General features: G+C 68.7%; 19 protein-coding genes. 7 read left to right on the forward strand and 12 right to left on the reverse strand.

Translation table 11 applies throughout. The features are described 5' to 3' along the window. The first annotated feature begins 118 nt into the window (after window positions 1-118). Both acpA and pip read left to right on the forward strand, forming a co-directional pair. Window positions 119-1,819: an acid phosphatase gene (acpA, locus tag IHE47_RS16215; RefSeq protein ID WP_192107768.1), complete on the forward strand. Its 1,701-nt coding sequence runs from the start codon at window positions 119-121 to the stop codon at window positions 1,817-1,819. A 103-nt stretch (window positions 1,820-1,922) separates the two neighbouring features. Further along, the gene (gene pip / locus IHE47_RS16220; protein ID WP_192107770.1) at window positions 1,923-2,876 is read left to right on the forward strand and encodes a prolyl aminopeptidase; all 954 of its coding nucleotides are present in this window, start codon (window positions 1,923-1,925) and stop codon (window positions 2,874-2,876) included. Between the two features lie 489 nt (window positions 2,877-3,365). On the opposite strand, the gene IHE47_RS16225 is transcribed toward pip, so the two are convergent. The 5 genes from IHE47_RS16225 to IHE47_RS16245 all read right to left on the reverse strand — a co-directional run bounded on the left by IHE47_RS16225 (window position 3,366) and on the right by IHE47_RS16245 (window position 10,244). Continuing rightward, entirely contained in the window at window positions 3,366-4,049 is a 684-nt protein-coding gene (locus tag IHE47_RS16225) for a DUF2894 domain-containing protein (RefSeq protein ID WP_192107772.1), read from the reverse strand. Continuing rightward, entirely contained in the window at window positions 4,039-4,686 is a 648-nt protein-coding gene (locus IHE47_RS16230) for an OmpA family protein (RefSeq protein ID WP_192107774.1), read from the reverse strand. The genes IHE47_RS16225 and IHE47_RS16230 overlap by 11 nt, the downstream gene beginning before the upstream one ends. Further along, entirely contained in the window at window positions 4,683-7,067 is a 2,385-nt protein-coding gene (locus IHE47_RS16235; RefSeq protein WP_192107776.1) for a DUF802 domain-containing protein, read from the reverse strand. Before IHE47_RS16235 ends, IHE47_RS16230 begins: the two co-directional genes overlap by 4 nt. 6 nt (window positions 7,068-7,073) lie before the next feature. Then, window positions 7,074-7,895 carry a DUF3348 domain-containing protein gene (locus IHE47_RS16240; protein ID WP_192107778.1) on the reverse strand — a complete coding sequence of 274 codons (822 nt, stop codon included), beginning with the start codon at window positions 7,893-7,895 and terminating at the stop codon, window positions 7,074-7,076. A gap of 174 nt (window positions 7,896-8,069) precedes the next feature. After that, window positions 8,070-10,244, reverse strand: a complete 2,175-nt coding sequence (locus IHE47_RS16245) for an EAL domain-containing protein (protein ID WP_225562024.1) — start codon at window positions 10,242-10,244, stop codon at window positions 8,070-8,072. 197 nt (window positions 10,245-10,441) lie between these two features. On the opposite strand from IHE47_RS16245, the gene IHE47_RS16250 reads away from it, so the two are divergent. From IHE47_RS16250 to IHE47_RS16260, 3 genes are all read left to right on the forward strand, one after another. Next, window positions 10,442-11,611 (forward strand): diguanylate cyclase, encoded by a 1,170-nt coding sequence (locus IHE47_RS16250; RefSeq protein ID WP_192107782.1) that lies wholly within the window; start codon window positions 10,442-10,444, stop codon window positions 11,609-11,611. A 73-nt stretch (window positions 11,612-11,684) separates the two neighbouring features. Continuing rightward, window positions 11,685-13,541 (forward strand): M1 family metallopeptidase, encoded by a 1,857-nt coding sequence (locus IHE47_RS16255; RefSeq protein WP_192107784.1) that lies wholly within the window; start codon window positions 11,685-11,687, stop codon window positions 13,539-13,541. 132 nt (window positions 13,542-13,673) lie between these two features. Then, entirely contained in the window at window positions 13,674-14,660 is a 987-nt protein-coding gene (locus IHE47_RS16260) for an alpha/beta fold hydrolase (RefSeq protein ID WP_225562026.1), read from the forward strand. Between the two features lie 76 nt (window positions 14,661-14,736). On the opposite strand, the gene IHE47_RS16265 is transcribed toward IHE47_RS16260, so the two are convergent. From IHE47_RS16265 to ttcA, 6 genes are all read right to left on the reverse strand, one after another. Next, a complete protein-coding gene (locus IHE47_RS16265; RefSeq protein WP_192107786.1) occupies window positions 14,737-15,324 on the reverse strand; it encodes an isoprenylcysteine carboxylmethyltransferase family protein in 588 nt (195 codons plus the stop codon). A gap of 145 nt (window positions 15,325-15,469) precedes the next feature. Further along, a complete protein-coding gene (locus tag IHE47_RS16270) occupies window positions 15,470-16,204 on the reverse strand; it encodes a hypothetical protein (RefSeq protein WP_225562028.1) in 735 nt (244 codons plus the stop codon). Between the two features lie 128 nt (window positions 16,205-16,332). Further along, window positions 16,333-17,103: a SprT family zinc-dependent metalloprotease gene (locus IHE47_RS16275; protein WP_192107788.1), complete on the reverse strand. Its 771-nt coding sequence runs from the start codon at window positions 17,101-17,103 to the stop codon at window positions 16,333-16,335. Window positions 17,104-17,232: 129 nt separating this feature from the next. Then, on the reverse strand, window positions 17,233-18,150 hold the full coding sequence (locus IHE47_RS16280) for a recombination-associated protein RdgC (protein ID WP_192107790.1): 918 nt from the start codon (window positions 18,148-18,150) through the stop codon (window positions 17,233-17,235). Window positions 18,151-18,328: 178 nt separating this feature from the next. Next, the gene (locus IHE47_RS16285; protein ID WP_343227496.1) at window positions 18,329-19,531 is read right to left on the reverse strand and encodes an amino acid aminotransferase; all 1,203 of its coding nucleotides are present in this window, start codon (window positions 19,529-19,531) and stop codon (window positions 18,329-18,331) included. A 63-nt stretch (window positions 19,532-19,594) separates the two neighbouring features. Beyond that, window positions 19,595-20,413 (reverse strand): tRNA 2-thiocytidine(32) synthetase TtcA, encoded by an 819-nt coding sequence (gene ttcA / locus IHE47_RS16290; protein ID WP_192107792.1) that lies wholly within the window; start codon window positions 20,411-20,413, stop codon window positions 19,595-19,597. 100 nt (window positions 20,414-20,513) lie between these two features. On the opposite strand from ttcA, the gene IHE47_RS16295 reads away from it, so the two are divergent. Continuing rightward, on the forward strand, window positions 20,514-20,720 hold the full coding sequence (locus IHE47_RS16295; protein ID WP_192107794.1) for a DUF465 domain-containing protein: 207 nt from the start codon (window positions 20,514-20,516) through the stop codon (window positions 20,718-20,720). Further along, a complete protein-coding gene (locus tag IHE47_RS16300; protein WP_192107796.1) occupies window positions 20,717-21,331 on the forward strand; it encodes a GNAT family protein in 615 nt (204 codons plus the stop codon). The genes IHE47_RS16295 and IHE47_RS16300 overlap by 4 nt, the downstream gene beginning before the upstream one ends. 36 nt (window positions 21,332-21,367) lie before the next feature. Here IHE47_RS16300 and IHE47_RS16305 read toward each other — a convergent pair whose 3' ends face one another. Further along, window positions 21,368-22,984, reverse strand: coding sequence for an alpha-glucosidase family protein (locus IHE47_RS16305; RefSeq protein ID WP_192107798.1), 1,617 nt, complete (start codon window positions 22,982-22,984; stop codon window positions 21,368-21,370). Between the last annotated feature and the right edge of the window lie 67 nt (window positions 22,985-23,051).

Raw genomic sequence — 23,051 nt, forward strand, 5'->3', positions numbered from 1 at the left:
ACGATGCGCAGCAGAGTAAATGGTCGCGGTCCATTTCGACCCGGGGTGGACCCGTTGCCACGGCAAAGACGGGCATACTCCCGACCTTGATATCCACGATATCCACGAGCGAATCGCCATGACCGAGAAGCTGCCGCCCGCTGTGCCCACTACCACCACCGACGACGCGCCTGCCGATCCTTCCCGTCGCCGCTTGCTCGGTGGCATCGCGCTGGCCGGTGCCGCGTTGGCGGTGGGCGGTTGCCAGACCAATGCGCGTGGCGTCGGCACTGACACGGCGAGCGCCGACGGCGGCGCACTGGATGCCGCGCTGCGCGAGCACATCAGGCACGTGGTGGTGATCTACGCGGAGAACCGCAGCTTCAACAACCTGTTCGGCGGTTTCCCCGGGCTCGCGCAGCCGCTGTCCGCGCTGAAGCCCGGACAGTTCCAGCAGCGCGACCGCGACGGCAAATTGCTGGATACGCTGCCGCCGATCTGGCACGGCCTGGTGCCGCACAAGCAGACCCTGGACGGCCGCGAGTACCACATCGCCGAAGACGCGATCCGCGACATCGCCAACGCGCCGTTCGCGCTGCACACGCCCGAGGGCGAACCGCTGCCGCATGCGCTGGTCACGCGCGACCTGATCCACAGCTTCTACAACAACCAGCTGCAGATCAACGGCGGCCGGAACGATGGCTTCGTCGCCTGGGGCGACAGCGGCGCGCTGGTGATGGGCCACTACGCCACCGGCACGGACAACTTCGCGCTGTGGCGGCTGGCGCAGCAGTTCACGCTGTGCGACAACTTCTTCATGGGCGCCTTCGGCGGCTCCTTCCTCAACCACCAGTACCTGGTCGCCGCGCAGCCGCCGTTCTTCCCGGACGCGGACAAGACGCCGGCGCAGTTCCAGATCACGCAACTGGAAGGCGACGACCCCACGGGCACGCGCCCCAAGCTCGCCGACGATTCTCCCGCCAGCGCGATGCAGGGCCGGCCGAAGTTCGCTTCGCGCATGGCGCTCACTCCCGATTTCTGGGCGGTGAACACGATGGGCCCGCCGTATGCACCGGCTTTCACCAAGGACCCGAAGAATCCGGCGCTGGCCGACCCCGCCGACCCCAGCACGCTGCCGCCACAGGTGCATGCCAGCATCGGCGACCGCCTCAGCGCGGCGAACGTGGACTGGGCCTGGTACGGCGGCGGCTGGCAACTGGCGCTGGACGGCAAGGGCGTGCGCGGCTCGCACGACAGCTTCCCCTACGGGCCGAATTTCCAGGAACACCACCAGCCGCTCAACTACTTCCAGTCGTTCGCGCCGGGCACCACGGCACGCGCGCAGCACCTGCGCGACGGCGGCGTCGGCAGCGATGCCGCTACCAACCATTTCATCGCCGACATCGCCAATGGCACGCTGCCCACGGTGGCGTTCTACAAGCCGCAGGGTGACCTCAACATGCACGCGGGCTATTCCGACATCGCCGCTGGCGACGCGCACATCGCCAGTGTCATCGACGCGCTGCAGAAGAGCCCGCTGTGGCCGCAGACCCTGGTGGTCATCACCGTGGACGAGAACGGCGGCTGGTGGGACCACGTGGCGCCGCCCAAGGGCGATCGCTGGGGACCGGGCACGCGCATCCCCGCGCTGGTGATCTCGCCCTACGCAAAGAAGGGTCACATCGACCACACCATCTACGACACCGGCTCGATCCAGCGCTTCCTCAACCGCCGCTTCGGGCTGGAACCGCTGCCCGGCATCGTGATGCGCGACAAGGCGATGCGCGATGCGGGCGGACCGGCGCCGGGCGACCTCACCGCCGCGTTGCACTTCGGCTAGACACAGACCGTAGGAGCGCACCTTGTGCGCGAATGCCTTGATGCTCGATCGGAGTCAAAAGCATTCGCGCACAAGGTGCGCTCCTACATCGAGGAATATCACCATGCGCGAGCTGTACCCCGAAATCGAGCCCTTCCGCACGCGCCGCTTCGCGGTGGATGCGCGTCACACGCTATACGTGGAAGAGTGCGGCACGCCCGGCGCATTGCCGGCGGTGTTCCTGCACGGCGGCCCTGGCGCGGGCATCGCGCCCTATCATCGCCGCTTCTTCGATCCCAGGCGCTGGCACGTGGTGCTGTTCGACCAGCGCGGCGCGGGGCAGTCCACGCCGTTCGCCGACCTCGTCGACAACACCACGGCGCACCTCGTCGCCGACATCGAGGCATTGCGCGAGGAACTCGGCATCGAACGCTGGGTAGTGTTCGGCGGCTCGTGGGGTTCCACGCTGGCGCTGGCCTACGCCGAGGCGCATCCCGAGCGCGTGCTGGGACTGGTGCTGCGCGGCATCTTCCTCGCGCGCGACGAGGAGTTGCGCTGGTTCAACGAGGCGGACGGCGGCGCGCGTTTCATCTTCCCCGAGCGCTGGGCACGCTTCCGCGATTTCATCCCGGAGGCCGAGCGCGGCGACATGATAGTGGCGTACTGGAAGCGCCTCGACGGCGACGACGAGGCACTGCGCCTCGCCGCCGCGCAGGCGTGGAGCGAGTACGAGGGCGGCAGCACCACGCTGGTCCACGACCCGGACGCCAGCGGCGATTTCGCCGAGCCGCACAAGGCGGTGAGCCTCGCACGGCTCGAGGCGCACTACTTCCGCCACGGCATGTTCCTCGGGCCGGACCAGCTGCTGCGCGACGTGGCGAAGATCCGCCGCATCCCCGCCACCATCGTGCACGGGCGCTACGACATCATCTGTCCGGTGAAGACGGCGCTCGACCTGCATGCGGCCTGGCCGGAGGCGGAATTGCGCATCGTGCTGGCCGGCCACAGCGCGGCCGATCCGGCCATCGTCGATGCGCTGGTGGAGGCTACCGACAAGCTGGCGGATCGTTACGGCTGATGCCGCTCTTCTCCCCTCTCCCTCCGGGAGAGGGGCTGGGGGTGAGGGTTCGGTCGAAGCGTGCCGCCGACATTCTGCGCAAGTCATCACTACCTCGCTTCGCCCGAACCCTCACCCGGCTGGATTTGCGCCATCCATGGCGCTTACCCCTTCGGGGCCGGCTTCGCCGTTCCGCAGGCGCTCCGGCGCCTGCAGGTCGCCACCCTCTCCCGAAGGCCTGATTAGCGTCGAGTCTCAGCGGCAAGCCGATTTGCTCCTCCCCCTGCTTGCAGGGGGAGGTTGGGAGGGGGTGAAACCCTGCGAAAGACTCTCATGTATGGCTTTCGCAAGAACCTGACCCCACCCCAGCCCTCCCCTGCATGCAGGGGAGGGAGACCGAACATGGCACGACTGAGACTCGACGCTAATCAGGTCCCGAAGGGAGAGGGATTCACTGGCAATGCCCACGCGAACTCGAACCTCTCGCTTCGTTGATCGATGGCGAGCAGATCAGGCTTCCGGATTCGCCGATGGCTTCTTTCGCCGTATGCCACCCGCGCGCGCAGGTTTGCGCACAGCGACCGCACCATCGGCATCGCCGCCAGCAACCGCGCCGCCGCCAACCTGCTCCATCCACGTCAGCACGTCGGTATACGCAATGAAGTGCTGCAGGTATTCGGGCGAGACTTCGCGCATCAGCATCATGGCGCGGTAGGTCAGCACGCTGGAGTGCAGCGGGCCGGCATCTTCGGAGAGCGAGTCCAGACACTGGCGCAGCAGGCTGTCGATGCGGATGCGGCTCCACAGTTGCTGGAACTCGTCCAGCACCGGCATCGGCGCGGTGTCGATGGCGAGTGCCTGCCCGCCGGATTCGTTGGCTTGCACCGCAGCCGCGGTTTGCGTAGCGGCATCCAGCCGCGGTGCGCTGGCGAAATACGCCATGAGTTGCTTCAGCGGACTTTCGCCGGCGCCGCGCGCCGGCTGCGCCCCGGGGGGACTGGCGAGCAGGTCGGCATAGGCATCGACCAGTTCGCGCAGGCGTGCGTCCAGCCGTTGCCGCACCGCGCCGTCGTGGCGTGCTGCACGCCGCGCCAGCGCATCCATCCATGCGAAGCGCAACGGGTCGGCGCGATCGGCGCCCTGCTGGCGCCATGCGGCGAGCCGCGCATGCGGGTCGCCCTGCTCAGCGCGCATCGGCCTTGCCGTCGTTCTTCTGGCGCGGGACCGGGGCGATTTCCACGCGGCGGTTCTTCGCGCGGCCTGCCTCGTCGTCGTTGGAGCCTACCGGCTGCCCGGCGCCGAACGCGGCGGCGAACACCGACGATGCCGGCACGCCGTCGGCGATCAGCGCGCGGGTGACGGTGAGCGCGCGCGCCGCCGACAGCTCCCAGTTGTCGGCGAAGCGCGCGTTGGCCGCGCGCACCGGCTGGTTGTCGGTGAAGCCGCTGATCATCAGGATCTCGTCGCGCGAACGGAGGTAATCGCGCAGCGGGCCCGCGATGCTCTGCAGCAGTTCGCGGCCCGCGGGCTGCAACTGGTCGGAGTTGAGCGCGAACAGCACGCTGCCGCTGATGCCGATGCGGCCATCGACCAGGGTCACGCGCCCGGCGGCCAGCGGCGCGGCCAGCGCCTGCTCCAGCGTCCTGAGCCGGGCGGCCTCGGCCTGGCGCTGCTTCACTTCCTGGTCCAGGCGGTGGTGCAGCAGCAGCTGCACGCCGATGACGCTGGCCAGGATCAGCACGAACACGCCGAGCAGCACCGACATCAGGTCGCCGAACGCGGCCCAGGTGGTGGCGCTGGACTCGGCGTCGAACTCGATCTCGTCGCTCATGCGCTGGCGGCCCCGGCAAGCTGCTGCAGCTCGCCGATGATCTGCTTCTGCGACAGCATGCTCAGCTCGATCACCTCGCGCGCCTGCGCCACGTAGTAGGCCAGTTGCTCGTCGCTGCGCGCCAGCGACTTGTCCAGCGCCGACTCGATGCCCTGCAGGCGGCCGTTCAGCGCCTCGGTGGACTGGCCGAACAGCTGCACCGCCGTGCCGAACGCCTCGCCCAGGCTGGCCACTTCCACCGCGCTGCCGGTGACGTGCGCGGCGGCCTCGTCGAGCTTGCCGCGCTCGTCCTCGATCTGCGCGGTGAAGCGGCTGCCGACGCGTTCCAGCAGGTCGGCCGAGGTGGACACCAGCGCGTCGATCGCGCCGCGCTGCTCGGTGGAAGCGTGGTTGACCGCGTCGAGCAGGGTTTCCAGCGTGGCCAGCAGGCGGCCGCGTTCCTCCAGCATCGCGGTGTCGCGCACCATGCTGTCGGACAGTTTCTGCCGCAGCTCGGCCACCACTTCGGCAGCGGCGCGCGGTGCCTCGGAAGCCGTGGCGACCAGCCGCGCGATCTCGGCCAGCGTGTCGCGGGCCTGCACCTGCGCCTGTTCGCTGATCGCCTGCACGGTTTCTTCCAGCGTGGCGCAGACCTGCTGCTGGTGCGCGGCGAGCTGTCCGCTGCTGTGCTCCCAGCGCTGGCCGAACTCGCCGGTCAGCGTGGCGAAGGCCTCGCGCCACTGCGCGAGGCGCTCGGCGTCGCGCGCCTGCAACGCATCCTGCAATTCGCCGTGCGAGCGCTGCAGCGACTGGATCATCGCGTCGCTGCGCTGCGCGAACGCCGCGGCGGCTTCGGTCAGCGCCTGCGCATTGCCGGCGATGCCGTCCAGCGCGCCGCCCGCCGCCGCCTGCAATTGCGTGGCGACTTCGCCGGCGGTGCGCGCCAGCGCGTCGCAGACCTGTTGCTGTTGTTGCGTCACCTGCGCGCCGTTGCGCTGCCAGCTTTCGTCGAGCGCGGCGAGCATGGCCGACAGCGACTGCGACCACTGCGCCAGGCGCTGCTCGTCGCGCGCGGCCAGCGCCGACTGCAGTTCGCCGTGCGATTGCTGCAGGCTGCCGACGAGGGCACGCGCGTGCTCGTCGAAACTGGCCGAAGCCGCCACCAGCGCCTGCTCGTTGCGCCGGGCGAGCGCGTCGTGCGCTTCATGCTGGCTCGTGAGCGCAGCGCTCCAAGCTTCGGCGGTGCGCCGGGTGTTGTCCTCCAGGCGCGCAGCCACGCCATCGACCAGCGTCGCCGAACGCTGCTCGAAGGTGGCGGCGAATTGCTGCAAGGCCTGCCGCAAGTCCTCCGCCTGCGCCGCGTTGCCGCGCTGCTGCTCGGCCACGGCCGCGCCCCAGCTTTCGCGGGCCGCGCCGGCCGCGCCCTGCACGGCGGCATCGAGGCCGTCGAGTTGCCGGCGCACGGCGTGTTCGATGGACGCGTGCAATCGACCGGACTGTTCGGCCAGTCCCGCCATGGTGGTGTCCACCACCGGCTGCAGCGCGGCGCCCACGGCGTTGGCCTGCTGGGCGATGCCGTCGTGCAACGCCTGCTGCAGCGTCGTGGCCAGCCGGGTCCAGGCGGCTTCGGTGCGCTGGTGGAAGGCCTGCTGGTCGGCGTGCAGGCGCTCGTCCGCGGATTGCTGCCGGCGCTCCAGCGTGTCGGTCAGCATGTGCAGGCGATCCACCAGCGCCGGCATCAACGCGTTCTGTTCCTGCAGCAGGCGGAAGGTTTCGCGGCGCTGCGCCGACGGCGAATGCTGCCCCAGGTGCATCGCGATGCCGGCGTCCAGCTGCTGCACGGCCTGCGCGCGCTCACGCCGCAGCAGCGCCGACAGCAAGCCCAGCGCCGCCGAGGTTGCCACACCCGCGATGGAAGTGCCGAAGGCGAAGCCCAGGCCCTTGACCGGCGCGGCCAGCGAACTGCGGATGGCATCCAGGTCGGTGGCGCTTTCCAGCGCGAGGCCGGTGCCGCGCAGCGTGGCCATCATGCCCAGCAGGGTGCCCAGCATGCCCAGCAGCACCAGCAGGCCCACCAGGTAGGGTGCCAGCGCCGGCGCCGGCAGGCCGACGCGTTCGCCTTCGACGCGCAGGCGCACGCTGTTGCGCAGGCCGGGATGCAGGCGGACCAGCCAGTCGCCCGGATGGGTTCCGGCCTGTTCGATGGACGGCAATGCGCGCAGCAGCGTGGCGGTGGCCTGGCCGTAGCGCAGCAGCTCGAACGAACCCGCGAGATAGCACGCGGCGATCAGGGCGGCGACGGCGAAGGCCAGCGTGTGGTTGCCGAGATAGCCGATGGCTATCCAGCCCACGACCAGCAGGCCGGCCAGGAAGACGATGGGAGCGACGAGGTTTCGGGACATGGAGCGTTACCGGGTGCGCAGCGCTGCGAGCAGGCCGTCGATGGGGTGGAAGCGGACCTCCAGTTCGGCCAGCAGCGCCATGCGCATGTCCTGGCGGAACCGCGCCAGCCAGGGGCCGGCGGCAGGCGTCGCAGAGGTATCGTCAAGCGCAGAGGCTCTACTCCCCTCTCCCGCTTGCGGGAGAGGGGTCGGGGGAGAGGGCACGCTTCGCCCACGACCCCTATCCCGCCCTTCGGGCACCCTCTCCCGCAAGCGGGAGAGGGATTCATCAGGCAGCGTCTGCGTGTATTGAAGCTTCTCGGTGTCGCGCAGGTGCTGGTAATGCAGGCCAAGCAGGCTCGGGACACGGGCCAGCAACATCAGTTCGCGCGGACTGAGCGTGGCCTCCATCACCGCATCGACCTCGGCCAGCCGCGCCTTGGCCGGCGACTGGCGGGCCAGCGCGTCGCGCAGGCGGCCGCGCAGCAGGCCGGTGGCCGACTGCATCGCGCGCTGCACGGCCACGCAATGCTGGCGGTAGGGCTGGTAGTCGAGCGCAGGCGCGATGTCGGCATCGATGGCCTGCACCAGCGACTGGCGCACTTCCGCGCACCCGGCATCCTGCATGTCGTCGACATCCCTGTCGTCTCCGGCCCTGTCGCCCTCCGCAGCCGGCAGGTTGCCGTCCAGCGCGCGCGACAGCACCAGTGCGCGATTCCAGTCGAACCACTGCGCCAGCCGCTCGGTCAACACCGGCGGCGTGCGCGGCAGGTCGGCATCGCTGAAGCGGGCCAGCAGGCGAATGAACGCCGGGCCCAGCACGGGCGCCCGTGAGGAAGCTTTCGCCATGGATCCAGACTGAAAAGGGTGCATTTTACACGGCGGCGCGAACCGGCCGCCTGTCCGGCCATTCATGATCACCTGGCACCCGGCGCCGGGACTGCCTGCACACATGGAGATGCACGCCCGTACTTTCGGCGCCGCCGAGGCCGCCAGGCAACCGGACCGTCGCTATGGAACAGGTTACGACTGGGCCGGCACGACATCGCCGGCCACCACCGGCGGCGCGGGCAACGCGCGTTCGTGCTCGAGCAACCAGCGCCGGAAGCCCGCATCGTCCACCGGGCGGCAGATCAGGTAACCCTGCAGGCCATCGCAACCCAGCGCCACCAGCACCTGCCGCTGCGCCTCGGTCTCCACGCCTTCGGCCACCGTGGCGATGCCGAGGCGATGCGCCACGTCGACGATGAAGCCGGCCAACGGGTCGGTGTCGGCGGGTGCCAGCCCGCTGACGAAGGCGCGGTCGATCTTGATGACGTCCAGCGGCAGGCGTTGCAGGTAGCTCAGCGAGGAATAGCCGACGCCGAAATCGTCCAGCGCGAGATGGAAGCCGGCGCCGACCAGGCGGCGCAGCATCGCCAGCGTGCCGTCGAAATCCTGCAGCAAGGCGCTTTCGGTCAGTTCCAGCGTCAGCCGTTCGGGCGCGATGCCGGCGCCACGCACCTGCCGCTCCAGTTGCGTGGCGAAATGCGGATGCGCCAGTTGCCACGCGCTGACATTGATCGCGAGCCGCCCGTGGAAGGCCACGCCGTCGCGCTCCCAGGCCCTGAGCCGTGCGCAGGCCTCGGTGATCACCCAGGCGCCAAGCGCGTGGATCAGGCCGGTTTCCTCGGCCAGCGGAATGAACCGGTCCGGCGACAGCTCGCCGTACTGCGGATGGCGCCAGCGCAGCAGCGCCTCGGCACCCAGCAGGCGGCCATCACGATCCAGCTGCGGCTGGAAATGCAGGGCGAACTGCGCGTGCTCGGCGTCGCATTCCAGGGCCTCGCGCAGGCCGCGCTCCAGCAACAGGCGGGTGTCGGCTTCCCGCTGCATCGGCGCCTCGAACAGGCGCGCCATGCTGCGCCCGGCCGCCTTGGCTCGGTACAGCGCGATGTCGGCGTGGCGCAGCAGGTCGGTGACGTCGGCCTCGCCATCCGGGAACATCACCATGCCCACGCTGGCGCCCACGGCGAGCATGCGGTCATCCACCGCCACCGGCTCGGCCAGCCGCGCGATCAACTGTTCGGCCAGCCGCTGCGCCTGCGCCCGCGCATCGGCCAGTGCGCAGGGCAGCGGCCCCAGCAACAGCACGAACTCGTCGCCGCCAAGCCGCGCCAGCAGGGACTGCGGTGGCGCGATCGCGAGCAGGCGCGCGGCGACCGCCTCCAGCAGGCGGTCGCCGACCAGGTGGCCCAGGCCGTCGTTGATGGTCTTGAAGTTGTCCAGGTCGATCAGCAGCAACGCGCCGCAACAGCCCTGCGCCCGCGCTTCGTCGCGCACGCCTTCGAGGTGTTCGAGCAGTCGGCTGCGGTTGGGCAGGCCGGTGAGGCCGTCGTGGTAGGCGAGATGCAGCAGCTTGTGTTCCGCCGCCTGGCGGGTCTGCTCCTCGATCTCCAGCCGCCGCCTGACCGACTCGAGTTGCCGCGTCTGCTGGCGCAACTGCGCCGCCAGCGACAGGCTCATCAGCAGCACGAAGGGCAGGAAGGCGAACGCATCGAGGTAGGGCGAAGGCACGCCAAGCACGTCGATGGCGATGTCGCCCCACAGCAGCGCGGCGAACTCGATGGCGAGGCAGATGCCCAGCAGCATGGCCAGCATGGCTTCGCCACGCCGCCACTGCCGCCATGCCCGGCCCAGCGCCCAGGTGAACAGCGCGTAGGTCGCGGCATGGAACAGCCAACCCCAGGCCGACACCACGCCGTCGAGCCGGTACAGCCGCTCGCCCCAGGGCAACGTGATGCCCTGGCCGGCCCGCAGCTCGCTGAAGAACAGCGTCGCCGGCGCGCCCAGGTTGACGCAGAAGAAGAGCAGCAACACCGCGCCCAGCACCAGCACGGTACGCCAGCCGGTGGCGTCGCCGGTGTAGCCGCGGATGAACACGACGAACGGCAGGAACGACAGCACCGCCGCGCCGATGGTCCAGCGGATCGCCGCCACGGCATCGGCCAGGTCTGCGGCATCGTTCTGGCGCACGTTGCCCAGCGCCAGCGCCGCGATCAGGAAGCACAGCAGCGCATAGGACAGGTGGATCGCGCTGCGCCGTTGCCACAGGCCGATCACCGTGTATTGCACGCCCGACGCGAAGGCAATGCCGGCGGCGGCGATCAACGCGACCGAGAAATAGCCCACCGCCGGCAAATACACCCCGTCCAGCATGCCCGCCCCCGTTCCCATGCAGGCGCCCAGCTTGCGCCAACCCTCACCACAAGGAAAGCCGCGCGGCCTATACATTTTGCTGCTTGCATTTTGCGAAAGCGGAGATCCAGACTGGCCACGCATTCGCGCAAGCGTTCAGGGGCGCCAGGCCGGCGATCGACCGGATTGGCGAAGGGTGGGCCTGCCGGGGGGCTGCCATGTTGTCGCACCAGGCCATTCACGCGGTCGGCGCCGCGGTCTATCTCGTCTTCTGCGCGCTGTTCCTGTGGCTGCGGACCATCCCGCGCACCAATCCCGGCGCCGGATGGTGGGCGATGGCACTGCTGTTCGCCTGCGCCGGGCACGTGGACTACCTGCTGCAGCCGGTGGCCGACGCGGGGGCGCCGACCGAGGCGATCTATGCCGCGCTGAAGGTGATGGAATCGGCCTGCCTCGTCGCCGGCATGATCCGCTGCTTCCGGCTCGCGTTCGACCTGCGGTTCGTGGCGCTGGCATGGTTCGCGGTCGAGGCATGGATCTGGCTGGGCGTGGCCTTCGGCGCCACGCCGCACTCGCGCGGGTTGACCCTGGTGGGCGTCAGCGTGCTGGTCCAGTCGGCCATCGGCTGGGTCGCCCTGCGCTTCCGCGACGAACTCGATGCCCGCTGGATGCCGGTCGCCAGCGCGGCCAGCTTCCTGCTGGCGCTGCATTGGGCGCTGGTCTACCCGGTCATCGCGTGGGCGCCCATCTGGTCCTCGCACGGTTTCCTGCTGGGCGTGGCGCTGACGCTGGCGCAGTACTTCGCCCTGCTCGCCGCGCTGTTGCGCAGCTTCCAGCAACGCCTGCTGCTGGCCGAGTCCCACGCGCTGGACATGGCCTTCCGCGACCCGCTCACCGGCCTGAACAACCGGCGCTACATGAATTCGCTGTTCGAGAACGCGCTGCTGCTGGCCACCCGCCCGCATCACCTGGTGGCGGTGCTGTGCATCGACCTGGACGACTTCAAGTCCATCAACGACCAGGCCGGCCACCTGGCCGGCGACGAAGTGCTGAAAGTGGTGGCGGAGCGGCTCACCCATGCCACCCGCAGCACCGACATCTGCGCCCGCCTGGGCGGCGACGAATTCGTGGCGATCTGCACCCAGCTCGATCAGGCCGAGCAGGCCCACGCCATCGCCAGGAAACTGCTGGACGCGCTGGCCGAACCCATCGTGGCCGCCGAGCGCTCGTGGGCCATGCACGCCAGCATCGGCATCAGCTTCTACCCACGGCACGGGCATACCCTGACCGAACTGCTGGGACACGCCGACCGGGCGATGTACCAGGTCAAGCACGCGGGCAAGCACGGCTACCGGATCCACCCGGAGCAGGCCGTCGCCGAGAGCTGACCGGACTTCCGCCACGGTTCGCCACCAGGAGGGCGATGGCATACTTGGCCCTTTCGGTTCCAGAGTACCCGCCATGCGCCCGCTCCCCGTCCTTGCCCTGGCCGCATTCGCGCTGCCGCTGGCCGCCCACGCCAACGACCCGCACTCCTACGCCCAGCCCGACCAGGTGGTGGTGACCCACCTCGACCTCGACCTGAAGATCGACTTCCCGCACAAGCAGCTCGACGGCGTGGCCACGCTGAAGCTGGACTGGAAGAACCCGCAGGCCCCTGCGCTGGTGCTGGACACGCGCGCCCTGTCGATCGCCTCGGTGGACGCGGTGGACGCCGACGGCAGGACACAGGTGCTGAAGTACGTACTCGCACCAGCCGACAAGGAGCTGGGCAGCAAGCTCACCATCGAGGCGCCGCGGCATCCGGCGCAGGTGCGCATCGCCTACGCCACCTCGCCCGAGGCCTCCGGCCTGCAGTGGCTGCTGCCCGCGCAGACCGCGGACAGGAAGCTGCCCTTCATGTTCTCGCAGTCCGAGTCCATCCACGCGCGCTCGTGGGTGCCGCTGCAGGATTCGCCGGCGATCCGCTTCAGCTACGACGCCCATGTCACTGCGCCGAAGGACGTGCGCGTGGTGATGAGCGCGCTGAACGACGCGAAGCATCCGCTGGACGGCGACTTCAGCTTCGACCAGCCGCACGCGATCCCGTCCTACCTGCTCGCCATCGCCGCCGGCGACATCGCGGTGAAGGAAACCGGGCCGCGCTCGGCGGTGTACGCCGAGCCTTCCGTGGTGGACAAGGCGGCCAGCGAGTTCGCCGACACCGAGAAGATGATCGAAACGGCGGAGTCGCTGTACGGCCCCTACCGCTGGGGCCGCTACGACCTGCTGGTGCTGCCGCCGTCCTTCCCCTTCGGCGGCATGGAAAACCCCAACATGACCTTCGCCACGCCGACGATCATCGTGGGCGACAAGAGCCTGGTCAGCGTGATCTCGCACGAGCTGGCGCACTCCTGGTCGGGCAACCTGGTGACCAATGCCGCGTGGCGCGACGGCTGGCTCAACGAAGGCTTCACCACCTACGTGCAGGGGCGCATCACCGAGGCGCTGTACGGCAAGCGCCTGGCCGACGAGGAGGCGCTGCTCTCCGCCCGCGCGCTGCAGAAATCCATCGGCAAGATGCCCGCGAACTCGCAGAAGCTGGCGCCCGAGCCGCGCGGCGTGGACGCCGACGATGCGCTCTCCGACGTGGCCTACGACAAGGGTTCGTGGTTCCTGCGCACGCTGGAGCAGAAGTTCGGCCGCGCGGATTTCGACGCCTACCTCAAGGGCTACTTCGACCACTTCGCCTGGCACAGCATCACCACCGAGCAGATGCTGGCCTACATGAAGCCCAACCTGATCGAGAAATACCCCGGCAAGATGCGCTGGGACGAGGTGCAGGCCTGGGTGTACGGCGCCGGCATCCCGCAGGACGCGCCACTGCCCGACTCGCCGCGCTTCGACGCCATCGACAAGGAACGCAGCGCCTTCCTCGCCGGCAGCCTGCCCGCCGCGCAACTGGACGCGAAGGACTGGAACACGCAGGAATGGATGTACTTCCTCGACCGCCTGCCCGACGCGCCCACGCTGGCGCAGGTGCAGGCCATCGACGCCGCCTGGCACCTCACCGGCACGCACAACGCGGAGATCGGCATGCGCTGGTACGTGCACGCCATCGCCGCCGGCGACAAGGCCGTGTGGCCGGCCGCCGCCGAGCACATGACGCGCATCGGCCGCCTCTACCTCACCACGCCGGTGTACCGTGCGTTCGCGCAGACGCCGGAAGGCCTGGCTTACGCCGGGCAGGTCTATGCCAAGGCGAAGGACGGTTATCACCCGATGACGCAGCAGGCCATCGAGCGCCTGTTCGCGAAGGCGAAGTCTGCCGCGAAGTAACGCTCTTCAACCTCCTCCCCATGCTGGCAGGGGGAGGCCGGGAGGGGGTGCTTCGATGCCGCAAAGAGCAACCCCACCCCAACCCTCCCCTGCACGCAGGGGAGGGAGCTCAATCACCACGAGATTCAACCGATGCCCAACACCGACACCTCCACCCGCCCGCTCTGGAAGCGCATGCTCGTCCGCCGGCTGAAGTTCCTCGCCATCGTGGTGGTGGTGCTGGGCGTGCTGCTGGGCGGCAGCTACCTGTTCGCGCCGCAGTGGCTGCTCAACGCCAACTACGCGCGCGAGGCGATGGCCGCGCAGCTGGACAAGAAGTCGGTGCAGGCCGGCGATACCCGCTGGTCGTACTACGAGGGCGGCAGCGGCCCCACCATCGTGCTGCTGCACGGCTTCGCCGACAGCAAGAACGTCTGGCTGGACGTGGCCAAGCAGCTCACGCCGCACTTCCACCTCGTCATCCCCGACCTGCCGGGTTGGGGCGAGTCGTCGCGCGACATGGACGCCAGCTACAACATCGACGCGCAGGCCGCACGCCTGCAGGCCTTCGTGCAGACGCTGGGCCTCGGCCGCTTCCTGCTGGTGGGCCATTCGATGGGCGGCGCGATCGCCGGCACCTACGCCGCCGAACACCCCGAGCACGTGAGCGGGCTGGCGCTGATGGACAGCTTCGGGCTGAAGTTCAACGAAAACGCCTTTGCGCGCGAATCGCTGGCCGGCAAGGATCCCCTCGCGTTCTCCGACGCCGCCGGCTTCTGGCGCGCCACCGACCTCGTGCTGGCCAAGCGCCCCGAGATCCCCGGCCGCTTCGTCGACGTGCTGGTGGCGAACAACGTGAAGGACCACGCCTTCATGGCCAAGGTATTCGACGAATTGCGCGAACCCTCGCAATACCTCGCCGTGCAGAACCGGCTCGGCCAGCTCACCATGCCGGTGCTGGGCCTGTGGTGCAACGGCGACAAGGTGATCGACATCTCCGCGATGGACAGCCTGCGCAACGGCCTCGTCCACGCCTCGGGCATCAGCGCCAGCACCCTGATCGGTTGCGGCCACATGCCGCAGATGGAGAAGCCCGGGGAAACCGCGCAGATCCTCACCGCGTTCGCGCTGTCGCACTGAGCGCGCGTGTTCCCCTCTCCCGCTTGCGGGAGAGGGGCTGGGGAGAGGGGCTTTTTGCTCCGCCCTCGCAAGCCCCCTACAGCACGCCGGGAATCAACGCCTTGGTACGCCGCATGTACTCCACATAGGCGGCGCCGAACTGCTCGCGCATCCAGCTTTCCTCGTGGCGCAGCTTGTAGGCGAACGAGGCGAAGACCAGCGCCAGCGCGACCAGCCCGCGCCATTCGCCGATCACCAGCGCACTGCCCAGCACGCCCGACAACATGCCGGTGTAGATCGGGTGGCGCACCCAGCGGTACGGCCCCGCGGTCACCAGCTCGTGGCCCTGCTTGAGCTGCACCGTGGCACTCCAGTTGCGCCCCAGCGCCACGCGCGCCCAGCAGGCGAACGCCAGGCTCAGCAGCAACACGGCCAGCCCGATGCACGGCCATGCGACACCATGCGGCAGGAAACGCTGCACCAGCCATGGCCATAGCCGCCACGTCGCCCGGCTGAACAGCAGCACGTAGGCCACCACCAGCGGCACGCGATAGGTCAGGAACGAAGCCCAGCCGTCCACCCGCGCCGCGGCCTTGTTGCCGAACGCGCTGACGAACCAGTACAGCAGCCACGCAACCCAGATGACGAGGACGGCGAGATCGGTGTAATTCTCGAAGGACGACATGGCGGCAGCCTGCGGAAAAGATGGACCAAGCATGCGCCGCGACTACGCCCCGATCGAGTGACGGTTGTCAGATCATGCACGTGAGCTCTTCGAGTCGACCCGTTGCACCAACTTCCCGTCAAACCCCTTGATGACGCAATCGGCATCAACCAGCAGGCTTGAATGAAACAAGCTCCTCGGTATAACGCTGCGAAAGCACGTCATCGGCATTGTAGTATTCCTCCACCGACTTCACGAAACGCTTGTCGGCGGGGACATACCAGAATGCCTTGTAAAGCCGGCCACTGACTGTTCGCGGGTCAATGCGGCCAGCCTGCGACACTGCCGTTACACCTTCCGCAGTAGCCACCGTCCTGGTTCCGCCGACTGCGGCACGCGCCATCACTGCCGTCCATTGACCCTCGGCCTCGATCTTGACGGCCTTGAATTTTCCAGCGGGCACTTGGACATCTTCCCAACCCTTCACCGTATAGGTTTCATTGAAGGTTTCACTGGAGTGCGATTTATTGCTCGGTGGATTTGTTTCGGTATAGCCGACTTCCCACTTCTTGCCCGTTTTCAACGGAAAATCCAGCGGCTGATTCACCACCGTCTGCTTGCCGTCGACATCACGGGAACGACTCCAGTCCAGCCCATACGTACGCTCGGTGGGAGACTGCGTCGAATCCTGCTGCTTCGTACCGACCAGGATGCGATCACCCTCGATTCGTTCAAGGGTGGACACCGTGACCTTGTTATCCCACCCCCTGCTGCCCGCTTGCCTCGTATTGGAATAGACCCAGGTGTCTCCGGGCTTCAATTGAGGGGCATCGATTGTCTGCGCACAAATCGAGTTGCAGCACACGGCAAAACCCGCCAGCAGCAGCAAGCGCCTGGACATCAACATTCCCCTGAAAGTGAGCATGCCCGGAAGTCTACGCGAGGCAGGTTGCCTGTAAAGACTCGAGCCCAATTGCGCAATCGAAATTATTTGCGCAACGACTCCGCTTTCGTCGGATTATCTGCTGATCAATCCGCCACGTCGGCAATCAGCCGATCCAGCTCTGCCTTCAGCGTGGCACCGTTGACGCGCAGCCAGTCGCGCTGCTCCCGCCACTCGGGCATCAATTGCCCCACCTGCGCCCAGAAGCGCGGCGCGTGGCTGCGCACCTTGAGGTGGCAGAGTTCGTGCACCAGCACGTAGCGCAGCGCGGTGGGCGGCGCCAGCGCCAGCGCGAGGTCGAGGTTGATGCGGTCGCGGGTGTCGAGGCTGCCCCACAGGCTCTTCATCGGCCGCACTTTCAGCGCGGTTGGGGCGAGGCCGAGTTGCGGCACGTAGAACGCCAGCCAGCGCGAGACGTCGCGGCGGATCAGCGTTTCGAAATGCGAAGCCAGCAGGCCGCGCGCCACCGGCAAGGCGCGCGTGTGCGGGCGCGGGATCACCAGGGTGATGCCAGCGGCATGTGCCTCGATCTTCGGATAGGCGCCATCGGCCCAGTCCAGCGCGGCCACCTCGCCGCGCAGCGGCAGCGTGGTGGCATGGCCCACGCGCAGCGGCGGCAGCGGCTTCACGATCAGGTTCAGCTCGTCGAGCTTCTGCTCCAGCCAGTCGGCGTGGTGGCGCAGGAAGGCGCTGACCTGCGCGGGATGCGTGCCGTCGGGATAGGTCACCCGCGCGCCCCTGGCCGAGACGGTGAGGCGCAGGCGCCGCGCACGCGGATGGGCGGCCTTGAGCACGCGGATGGTGTTGCCGCCTGCGGTCGCCAGTTCCAGCCAGTCGCCTTCGAGATGCTGCGCCATGATCCTGCTGCCTGCACGGCCGGGCGCGGCCGACCTGGCCGGCCCGGACGGACAGTATGCGGCGAGGACTACGCCCCGGCGCAAGGGCCGTGGGTCATGCCCCCTGCAAACCCTTGCCCTGGGCCAATCTCACGCGTCAGCGGGACGCGGCAGGCCGAACCATTCCTCGAGTTTGGCCAGCAACCGCTCCAGTTCCAGGGTTAGCAGGACGAAGCCGGCGTCGGCCTCGGCGGCCGCATCCTCGTGGCCATCGCCCATCTCGTCCAGCACCACGTCGAGGAATTTCAGCTTGCGCACGATCAGGTCCTCGCCCAGCACGAAACTCATGCGGTCGTCGAACACCAGGCCGAGCTGGAACACCTGCTTGCCGTTGCGCAGGTGCTCCTTCACCTCCTCCGCATCGAGGTCCTGGCGGCGGCACTTGGCGATCGCGCCGGTGGCGGTGGCGGGGTCACGCAGTTCCACTTCGTCGCCCAGCGCGAGGCCGGCGGGCAGCGTGCCGTTGGCGAGCCAGTCGGTCATCAGCACGCGCGGGCCTTCCTCCGGCGCCAGCGGCACGGCGGGGAAGCTGCCCAGCGCCTCGCGGATCTGGCTGAGCGCGTTCTCGGCGCTCTTGCGGCTGGAGGTGTCCAGCACCAGCCAGCCATGCTGCGTGTCCACGTAGGCGGAAAGCCGCGAGCTGCGCACGAAGGCGCGCGGCAGCAGTTCGGTGAGCAGGTCTTCCTTCAGGCGCTTGCGCTCGCGCCCGCCCACCTTGCGGCCTTCCTCCTCGGCGATCTTGCGCACCTTGCGCTGCAGCTCGTCGTTGACCACCGCGGCAGGCAGCAGCTTGTCCTCGCCGCCCACGGTGAGCCAGGTGCAGTGCTTCACCACGTGGGTGAGCGCGGCCTCGTCGCCGCGGCCGACCGGCGGCACGAAGCCCTTGGTGAACATCTCCAGCGGGCCGCAGGGGCGCAGGCGATGCTCGCCCAGCGCCTCGTCGAGGCGCTTCAGGTCGTCGGCGACGGCGGGGGAAAAACGGAACAGGGTGAGGTTGCGGAAGAACATCGGGTATCCATGCAGATGCGAAGGCCGCCTTGCGGCGGCCACGTTCCGAACCTGGCGACGACGTCATTCCCACGCAAGCGGGAATCCATTCTCGGGCTGCCCGAATGGATGCCCGCCTTCGCGGGCATGACGCCTCGGAGAACCCAGGCTCGGAGTATGGGGCGCGTCGCGACCAGTCTCAGCGGCAGACGGCCGCGACCGCCCTGGTCACGTAGTCGATATTGCCGGTGTTGAGCGCGGCCACGCAAATGCGTCCGCTGGAAAGCGCGTAGATCGCGAACTCCTCGCGCAGGCGATCCACCTGGGCCTTGCTCAGGCCCGAGTAGGAGAACATGCCGGCCTGCCGGTTGATGAAGCCGAAGTCCGGCGCCCCCAACGCGGCGAGCTTGTCCACGAAGGCCGCGCGCATGGTGTGGATGCGGCCGCGCATCCCGCCCAGCTCCTGCTCCCACAGTGCGCGCAGTTCGGCGCTGTCCAGCACGCCGGCCACCAGCTTGCCGCCGTGCGTGGCGGGGCTGGAATAGTTGGCGCGGATGGTGGTCTTGATGTTCGACAGCAGGCGCGCGGCCTCGTCGCGGTCGGCGCCGACGAAGCTCAGCGCGCCCACGCGCTCGCCGTACAGCGAGAACGACTTGGAGTAGGAGTTCGCCACCACGAAGGCGGGGATGCCCGAGTCGGCCAGCAGGCGTATCGCAAGCGCGTCGTCGGTCGAGTTCCTGTCGAAGCCCTGGTAGGCCATGTCCACGAAGGGCAGCAGGCCGCGGTCCTTCAGCAGCGCCACCACCTGCGCCCATTGCGCGGCGTCCAGGTCCACGCCGGTGGGGTTGTGGCAGCAGGCGTGCAGCAGCACCACGGTGCCGGGCTCCAGCTTGCCGAGGTCTTCCAGCATGCCGGCGAAGTCGAGGCCGTGGCTGGCGTCGTCGTAATAGCGGTAGTCGATGAGCTGGAAGCCGGCGGTGCGGAACACCACGTGGTGGTTGCCCCAGCTCGGGTTGCTGATCGCCAGCTTCGCCTGGTCGCCCAGCACCTTCTTGAGCAGGTCCGCGCCCACGCGCAGCGCGCCGCTGCCGCCGATGGTCTGCGCGGTGGCCACGCGGCCCGCCTCGAGGATGGCTGCGCCCGCGCCGAACAGCAGGTTCTGCGTGGCGCGGTTGTACGCCGGCAGGCCGTCGATCGGCAGGTAGCTGCGCGGCTGGTCGTCGCGCGCCAGCGCCTGTTCCACCTGGCGCACGGCATCCAGCACCGGCACCTTGCCCTGCTCGTCCACGTAGATGCCCACGCCGAGGTTCACCTTCTCCTTGCGCGGATCGGCGTTGTAGGTTTCGGTGAGGCCGAGGATGGGGTCGCCCGGCGCCATGGTTACGGAAGCAAAGATGGACACGTGATTTCTCGCTGCTGTGCAAATGGAAGTATGGACGTCCATACGGATGAACGCCCAATGATGTCAGATTTCGCCGCCGCCTGCGCCGAGACCCTCGAAATCGAACAGTTTCCGGTCGGCCAGCTGCGAGGGCGCCACGTTGCCCAGCGCGCGGAACATCGTCTCGCTGCGCCCGGGGTAATCGCGCTCCCATTCGTCCAGCATGCGCCGCACCTGCTTGCGCTGCAGGTTTTCCTGCGAGCCGCACAGGTTGCACGGGATGATCGGGAATTCGCGCAGCGCGGCGTATTCGGCGATCTCGCCCTCGCGGCAGTACGCCAGCGGGCGGATCACCACGTGGCGGCCGTCGTCCGAACGCAGCTTGGGCGGCATCGCCTTCAGGCTGGCCTGGTGGAACAGGTTGAGGAAGAAGGTGGCGAGGATGTCGTCGCGGTGGTGGCCCAGCGCGATCTTGGTCACGCCGTTCGCCGCCGCCCACGTGTACAGCGAGCCGCGGCGCAGGCGCGAGCACAGGCTGCACATGGTCTTGCCGGCGGGGATCACCCGGGTCACCGTGCTGTAGGTGTCCTGCTCGATGATGTGGAACGGCACGCCGCGCGCACGCAGGTATTCCGGCAGCACGTGCTCGGGGAAGCCCGGCTGCTTCTGGTCCAGGTTCACCGCGACCAGCTCGAAGCGCACCGGCGCCCTGGCCTGCAGCTGCAGCAGCATGTCCAGCAAAGTGTAGGAATCCTTGCCGCCGGACAGGCACACCATCACCTTGTCGCCGTCCTCGATCATGCGGAAATCCGTGATCGCCTTGCCGGTGAGGTGGCGCAGCCGCGTGGCGAGGCGTTCGACCTCGGCGACGGGCGTGGCGGCGGATTCGGGCAGCGCGGACATGGCGGGCATCGGGACGGCAGGATGCCCATTGTACCTGCCCGTCCGGGCCGCATCCGGCGGCGCTACACTAGCGGGCATCATCCGCACCGCCGCGCCCGCCATGCAGGTCCAGGATCAAGCCGAAACCGTCCAGCTGCTCGCCGAGCTCCGCCAGGAGCACCGCGACCTCGACTTCGCGATCGGCCAGCTGGCCGTCGCGATCGGCCGCGACGAGCTGCAGCTCACCCGCCTCAAGAAGCGCAAGCTGCTGCTGAAGGACCACATCGCGCGCCTGGAAAGCAAGCTGATCCCCGACCTCGACGCATGACGACCTTCGCCGAGCCCGCCCTGCTGCGCGACGAGCACGTCGCGCTGGAACCGCTCACCCTGGACCACGTCGCCGCGCTGGAAGCGGCTGCCGCCGACGGCGAGCTATGGAAGCTCTGGTACACCAGCGCGCCCGCCCCCGGCGAAGCCCGCGCCTACGTGGAAAAAGCGCTCGCCGGCCAGCGCGACGGCGGCATGCTGCCGTTCGCGGTGCGCGAGCTGGGCAGCGGCGAGATCGTCGGCACCACCCGCTACTACGACATCACGCCCGAGTTGCCGCGGCTGGCCATCGGCTACACGTGGTACGCCAGGCGCTGGCAGAAGAGCCACCTCAACACCGCCTGCAAGCGCCTGCTGTTCGCGCACGCCTTCGACACGCTGCGCTGCGTGGCCGTGGTGCTGCACACCGATCACCGCAACCTCGACTCGCAGCGCGCCATCGAACGCCTGGGCGCCCACCGCGACGGGGTGCTGCGCAACGACAAGCGCCGCCCCGACGGCAGCCTGCGCGACACGGTCTGCTATTCGATCCTCGACCGGGAGTGGCCGGATGTCGGCCAATGGCTGCAACTGCGGCTGTCCCGGCTCGCCGGAGCGCGCTCGCGCGAATAACCCGGCGCGCGCCGCCCTGGAGCCGGCGCGGGAAGCTCAGGCCATGCGCGCGAACAAGCTGCCATTGGCGGGCAGGTGCAGGCGCCCACCGTCCAGCGTCCCGGACACCAGGCCATGGCCCTGCAGCGGTCGCAACGCCCCCGCCAGCGGCAACGCACACTCCACGGCGGCCGCGGAAAGATTGAACACCGCCAGCACCCGCTCGCCATCCAGCTCGCGCACGAAGGCAAGCACCGGCTCCGGCGTATCGAGGAAGCGGATGTCGCCATGGCGCAACGCAGGCTGCCCGCGCCGCCAGTGCATGAAGCGGCGGTAGCCGCTGAGCGCGGAGCCGGGATCGACCTGCTGGCGCGCCACGTTCAGCACGCCGTGCTCGGGCGGCACCGGCAGCCACGGCGTGGCGTCGCTGAAGCCGGCATGCTCGCCGTCCTCCCACGGCATCGGCGTGCGGCAGCCGTCGCGCCCCTTGAATTCGGGCCAGAACGTGATGCCGTAGGGATCGCGCAATGCCTCGTAGGGCAGCTCCGCTTCGGTGAGGCCCAGCTCCTCGCCCTGGTAGACGCACACCGAGCCGCGCAGCGAACAGACCATCGCGGTGAGCTGGTTTGCCATCGCCGCGGAAGCGTGGCCATTGCCCCAGCGGCTGAGCACGCGCTCCACGTCGTGGTTGGAGATCGCCCAGCACGGCCAGCCTTCGGTCATCTTCGCCTCCAGCGCGCGCACGGTGTCGCGGATGTAGGCGGCGCTGAAGTCGCGGGTGAGCAGCTCGAAGCTGTAGCCCATGTGCAGGCGCTGGCCGCTGGTGTATTCGGCCATCGTCGCCAGCGAATCCTCGGAGGAGATCTCGCCCAGCGTGGCGATGCTGGGATAGCGGTCCATCAGCGCGCGCAGGTCCTGCAGGAACGCGAGGTTCTCCGGCTGCGTGTTGTTGTGGAAGTGGTACTGGAACGCATAGGGATTGTCCGCGCTGAAACCGCGGCCGGTGCGCATGGCCTTCGGCTTGGCCGGGTTGTCGCGCAGCTGCGCGTCGTGGAAGCAGAAGTTGATCGAGTCCAGCCGGAAGCCGTCCACGCCGCGATCCAGCCAGAAGCGCAGGTTGTCCAGCACCGCGGCGCGCACGGCCGGGTTGTGGAAATCGAGGTCGGGCTGGCTGGCGAGGAAGTTGTGCAGGTAGTACTGGCCGCGCCGCGGCTCCCACTGCCACGCGCTGCCACCGAAGATCGACAGCCAGTTGTTGGGCGGCGTACCGTCCTCGTTCGCGTCGGCCCACACGTACCAGTCGGCCCTGGGGTTGTCGCGCCCCTGCTTGCTTTCCCTGAACCACGCATGTTCGTCCGAGGTGTGGCTGAGCACCTGGTCGATCATCACCTTGAGGCCGCGCGCATGCGCCGCGGCCAGCAGGCGGTCGAAGTCGGCCAGCGTGCCGAACAGCGGGTCGACGTCGCAAGGATCTGCGATGTCGTAGCCGAAATCCGCCATCGGCGAGCGAAAGAACGGCGCGATCCAGATCGCGTCCACGCCAAGGCCCGCCACGTAGTCGAGCCGCTCGATGATGCCCGGCAGGTCGCCCACGCCGTCGCCGTTGGTGTCGAGGAAACTGCGCGGGTAGATCTGGTAGATGACGGCGCCGCGCCACCAGGGTGTGTCGGTCATTAGCTGTGCCCCATGACGCGAGGCAGACGCCCCGGTCGTCGAATGGCGATCAGCTTAGTGGCAGGCC

The organism is Rhodanobacter sp. DHB23 (assembly GCF_014842975.1).
Classification (GTDB): domain Bacteria; phylum Pseudomonadota; class Gammaproteobacteria; order Xanthomonadales; family Rhodanobacteraceae; genus Rhodanobacter_A.

What these genes read in the sequence shown, in the direction of transcription:
- acpA (WP_192107768.1), top strand. Translation starts at nt 119, where the DNA reads ATGACCGAGAAGCTGCCGCCCGCTGTGCCCACTACCACCACCGACGAC.
- pip (WP_192107770.1), top strand. Translation starts at nt 1,923, where the DNA reads ATGCGCGAGCTGTACCCCGAAATCGAGCCCTTCCGCACGCGCCGCTTC.
- IHE47_RS16225 (WP_192107772.1), bottom strand. Translation starts at nt 4,049, where the DNA reads ATGCGCGCTGAGCAGGGCGACCCGCATGCGCGGCTCGCCGCATGGCGC.
- IHE47_RS16230 (WP_192107774.1), bottom strand. Translation starts at nt 4,686, where the DNA reads ATGAGCGACGAGATCGAGTTCGACGCCGAGTCCAGCGCCACCACCTGG.
- IHE47_RS16235 (WP_192107776.1), bottom strand. Translation starts at nt 7,067, where the DNA reads ATGTCCCGAAACCTCGTCGCTCCCATCGTCTTCCTGGCCGGCCTGCTG.
- IHE47_RS16240 (WP_192107778.1), bottom strand. Translation starts at nt 7,895, where the DNA reads ATGGCGAAAGCTTCCTCACGGGCGCCCGTGCTGGGCCCGGCGTTCATT.
- IHE47_RS16245 (WP_225562024.1), bottom strand. Translation starts at nt 10,244, where the DNA reads ATGCTGGACGGGGTGTATTTGCCGGCGGTGGGCTATTTCTCGGTCGCG.
- IHE47_RS16250 (WP_192107782.1), top strand. Translation starts at nt 10,442, where the DNA reads ATGTTGTCGCACCAGGCCATTCACGCGGTCGGCGCCGCGGTCTATCTC.
- IHE47_RS16255 (WP_192107784.1), top strand. Translation starts at nt 11,685, where the DNA reads ATGCGCCCGCTCCCCGTCCTTGCCCTGGCCGCATTCGCGCTGCCGCTG.
- IHE47_RS16260 (WP_225562026.1), top strand. Translation starts at nt 13,674, where the DNA reads ATGCCCAACACCGACACCTCCACCCGCCCGCTCTGGAAGCGCATGCTC.
- IHE47_RS16265 (WP_192107786.1), bottom strand. Translation starts at nt 15,324, where the DNA reads ATGTCGTCCTTCGAGAATTACACCGATCTCGCCGTCCTCGTCATCTGG.
- IHE47_RS16270 (WP_225562028.1), bottom strand. Translation starts at nt 16,204, where the DNA reads ATGTCCAGGCGCTTGCTGCTGCTGGCGGGTTTTGCCGTGTGCTGCAAC.
- IHE47_RS16275 (WP_192107788.1), bottom strand. Translation starts at nt 17,103, where the DNA reads ATGGCGCAGCATCTCGAAGGCGACTGGCTGGAACTGGCGACCGCAGGC.
- IHE47_RS16280 (WP_192107790.1), bottom strand. Translation starts at nt 18,150, where the DNA reads ATGTTCTTCCGCAACCTCACCCTGTTCCGTTTTTCCCCCGCCGTCGCC.
- ttcA (WP_192107792.1), bottom strand. Translation starts at nt 20,413, where the DNA reads ATGTCCGCGCTGCCCGAATCCGCCGCCACGCCCGTCGCCGAGGTCGAA.
- IHE47_RS16295 (WP_192107794.1), top strand. Translation starts at nt 20,514, where the DNA reads ATGCAGGTCCAGGATCAAGCCGAAACCGTCCAGCTGCTCGCCGAGCTC.
- IHE47_RS16300 (WP_192107796.1), top strand. Translation starts at nt 20,717, where the DNA reads ATGACGACCTTCGCCGAGCCCGCCCTGCTGCGCGACGAGCACGTCGCG.
- IHE47_RS16305 (WP_192107798.1), bottom strand. Translation starts at nt 22,984, where the DNA reads ATGACCGACACACCCTGGTGGCGCGGCGCCGTCATCTACCAGATCTAC.